At 52.6% G+C, this 3,098-nt stretch carries 2 protein-coding genes and 1 pseudogene; all 3 read right to left on the bottom strand.

Going from position 1 to position 3,098, the window contains the following annotated elements:
• Positions 1–17: 17 nt before the first annotated feature.
• Positions 18–146 (bottom strand): annotated as a pseudogene (locus RMSM_RS39450) (ABC transporter ATP-binding protein); the annotation flags it as partial.
• A 69-nt stretch (positions 147–215) separates the two neighbouring features.
• Positions 216–626 carry a GntR family transcriptional regulator gene (locus RMSM_RS01165; RefSeq protein ID WP_008690247.1) on the bottom strand — a complete coding sequence of 137 codons (411 nt, stop codon included), beginning with the start codon at positions 624–626 and terminating at the stop codon, positions 216–218.
• Between the two features lie 614 nt (positions 627–1,240).
• Positions 1,241–2,392, bottom strand: coding sequence for a PAS domain-containing protein (locus RMSM_RS01160; RefSeq protein ID WP_008690245.1), 1,152 nt, complete (start codon positions 2,390–2,392; stop codon positions 1,241–1,243).
• Between the last annotated feature and the right edge of the window lie 706 nt (positions 2,393–3,098).

Raw genomic sequence — 3,098 nt, 5'->3', positions numbered from 1 at the left:
GATGCGAATCAACGTCGTTTTCCCGCTCCGTTTTCGCCTAACAGCGCGAACACGCATCCAGCGGGGATTTCGAGATCGACTCCCGCAAGTGCATCGCAGTTGCGGAATCGCATGACGAGGTTTTCGGTGCTAATGACTGAATTCATAACAGGCGGCTGTTTGCTGAGACGGCGGACATGTGAAAACGACCCTGCGCGGTTGACGGCGCACGGAACTCAATCAGGTGGCTTCCCCGCCGCTGTGATTTTGCCTTCGAGCGTTTTCAGTTTCTTGTCGACAATCTCGCGAATTTCCTCTGCATTCATGCCGCTACGCAGAGCTTCGACAATCACGTCTTCGACACGATCACTGATAATCGATTTGCGTTGCTTGCGACACGGCGCCAGCGCGTCTTTGGTAACAACGACTCCGCGACCACGAAGCGTTTCGATAAGGTTCTCGGACTGCAACTCTTGAAACGCACGCGTGATCGTGTTGGGATTCACTGCCAACTGCACACTCAATTGACGGACGCTCGGCAGCAGCTGCCCAGGCCGAAGCGTTTGTTCGGCGATCGCAAATTTCACCTGCCGGACGATTTGAGCGTAGATCGGCTGCCCGTTCGATGGATCGATGTGAAAGAACATGGGAAGACTCGCGGTAGCGGCAATCTGGTGACCCAGCTAACTGGTGTGTTAGTTAGATGGTACACCAGGCACGCGCGGCGTCAAGTCTTTTTTTAATCGGTTGATTCAGGTGGCGGTGTCAGAGAAAGGGGGCGAGGATGGCGGTGGTCGCGGATCGCGTAGCCGCTAGCCCAATGCCATCTACTTTGGTAACCATTGGGGGGCTCAAGTAGTGGGATTCGCCAGAATTCCCATCTTTGCTGTTGAAACACCAGGAACTCTGGCGAGTCCCACTACGAAAGTAGATGGCATTGGCCGCTAGCCGGCTGTTGAATTCGTCGTACGATGGACTTCCAAGTCCGTCGAATACACCAACGACGGACGCGAGGTAGTCCATCATCCACCCCTTGGCACAGGAAACGTTATTAGATCAACAGGCCGATAACGCTCAAACGTAACGCTGTGCAGCATTTTTTCGTAGCGAAACTCGCAGAGAGTTTCAGGTTTACTCGCGTGGCCGAAAGTCACTGCGACTTTCGCTACATTAATTCGCGTTTTCCGTATAGGGAAAAATGCTTCACAGCGTTTGCCCAAACGGCTAACGGAATGTCACCCAATGATTCCTGCCTACCTGCTTAATCCCCGCTTTTTTGCGGCCAAACGCGATGCAGCGCAACGTTCACATTGGGTTGCTGCGTCCGCTCGGTTGCTTCGGGCAACCCAATTCGGATTTGAACTGCTTCCCCCGTGGTCTCGCGGCTTAGGTCGCCATAGTGGGCCTGGAGAATCGACTCGCACACACCCCAGGTCGCTGCCGGGATCAGGCGGTCGTGCAATTGTTTCATCAGTGGGTAGTCAAAAAAAGCAAGCGAGTTTGCTGGGGGCAAGTCACCAGTGATTCGGATTTGAATTTGTCCGTCGTCGCGGTCCATGCTCAATGACAGGCATGGTTGCATTGCGGGATGCTCGGGCGTGTTTTTAGCTTTGCGACGCAATTCCCACATCAAGTCCAGGATACTAGAGATTCCTTCGCTAAGTAGTGTCGCATTGCCATGGATGGTTACGTTGTCATCCAAGGCCTCGTGCCCAAGATTCAATGCCGTGCAGTGGCGAGTATTGAATTGCGAGACAACATCGCTCACAAGATCTTGAATCTTGATTGGCGAAAACTCAAGCGACATGAATTGGATCTGTTTTCTTAGATCCGATAGACACTCGCGAAGCAGATTTCCTGCAAATTGCATCCGTTCCAAACGCGGTTGAATCGACTGCGGGTCGATCTTGTTCTGCTCGGCTTCGATTTGCAGGATGTCTGCGGTATTTTGATTCACGTGCAGCGGTTGGCTGACTTGGTGGATGAACGTTTTTAGCCAATACGCAACTGCCATGGCGTTCATCGATTCGGACTCCGCAGGCGGCTTTGTCATCGACTCGTGGCCGGATTGAATTGTCAACACCGCATAGGTTGTATTCTCGTATTGGAAAGGATCCCACTGGATCCATCCCAGTTCGCATTGACGCTGTTGGGGGCTGGATTGGGCGTCATCAACGATGCCTGTCATCACGAGGATCTGCTCTGCGAACGTTGAATCTTGGCAATCATCGGGGCCACTGGCAGGCCAATCTTGGTGTCCGTCAAACATTTGGCGTGCGCGATCGTTCGCAGCGACTAGGGTCAGTGTGGGCTGCAATCGCAACACGATGATCGCATCCTTGGACTGCTTGAACTGACGCTGGTAATAGAAATTCGATACAACCTGCGTTGCATTTGACATCGGCTTGGACACGATTGCTGGCTCCTTGGCTGTCCCAATTGTAGGAGTTCGACTTCTTCTTTGCATGTCCAATGTCGCATTCGCGAATCCTGCACCCTTAGTTTGCTCGCTCTCTGCGGAGGGGGTGGGCGAGTGGAGGATTAGGGGCTCATCGAATTGTTTGCGCGTCGGAAGACGACGGTGATTGATTGGCAATCTACTTACTCAAGTCTACGACGCCAGATGCGCGGAGTTGCATTGCGGATTGCCGCAAAGATCGCAATGAATTGGTGCATCGAGTGAAAAATTATCCGATAATCATAGTGTGCAAAGCGATGTCTTATCCAAAATCATCGCTGACTGTTGCGAATGGGGCATCAATCCCACTTTGAACCTTGTCCACAAACATCTCGATCAAGTTGGGGGGGCAACCCAGCTTTGTCCGAATGTTCTTTGGGACGAGCGGAAAAGTGCGGATTGAATTTCGCAGCAGTAGCTTGTTCAAGCACGTCAGTCGGGTTGGGGCAACCTGACTGCGTGTTTGAATAAGCTAAATTGCGACACGGCGTTGTCGCATCTTCTTGGACACGAATTCGAAGTCGTGTCTGCTAAGGCCATGATGCTTGCAAAGCTGGCTTCTTATTGTTTACCCATTAACAGACAATGAATCGTCTCGGTGTCGGACTTGATCGCGGCTGGGGAACGTCCACGGTGTCCTTGCCGATGCGTCGGCGTGTGC

This window comes from Rhodopirellula maiorica SM1 (assembly GCF_000346295.1).
Taxonomy (GTDB): Bacteria; Planctomycetota; Planctomycetia; order Pirellulales; family Pirellulaceae; genus Novipirellula; species Novipirellula maiorica.
Note: the sequence above shows the minus strand (reverse complement) of the source record. Positions and strands in the feature narration are given on the sequence as shown.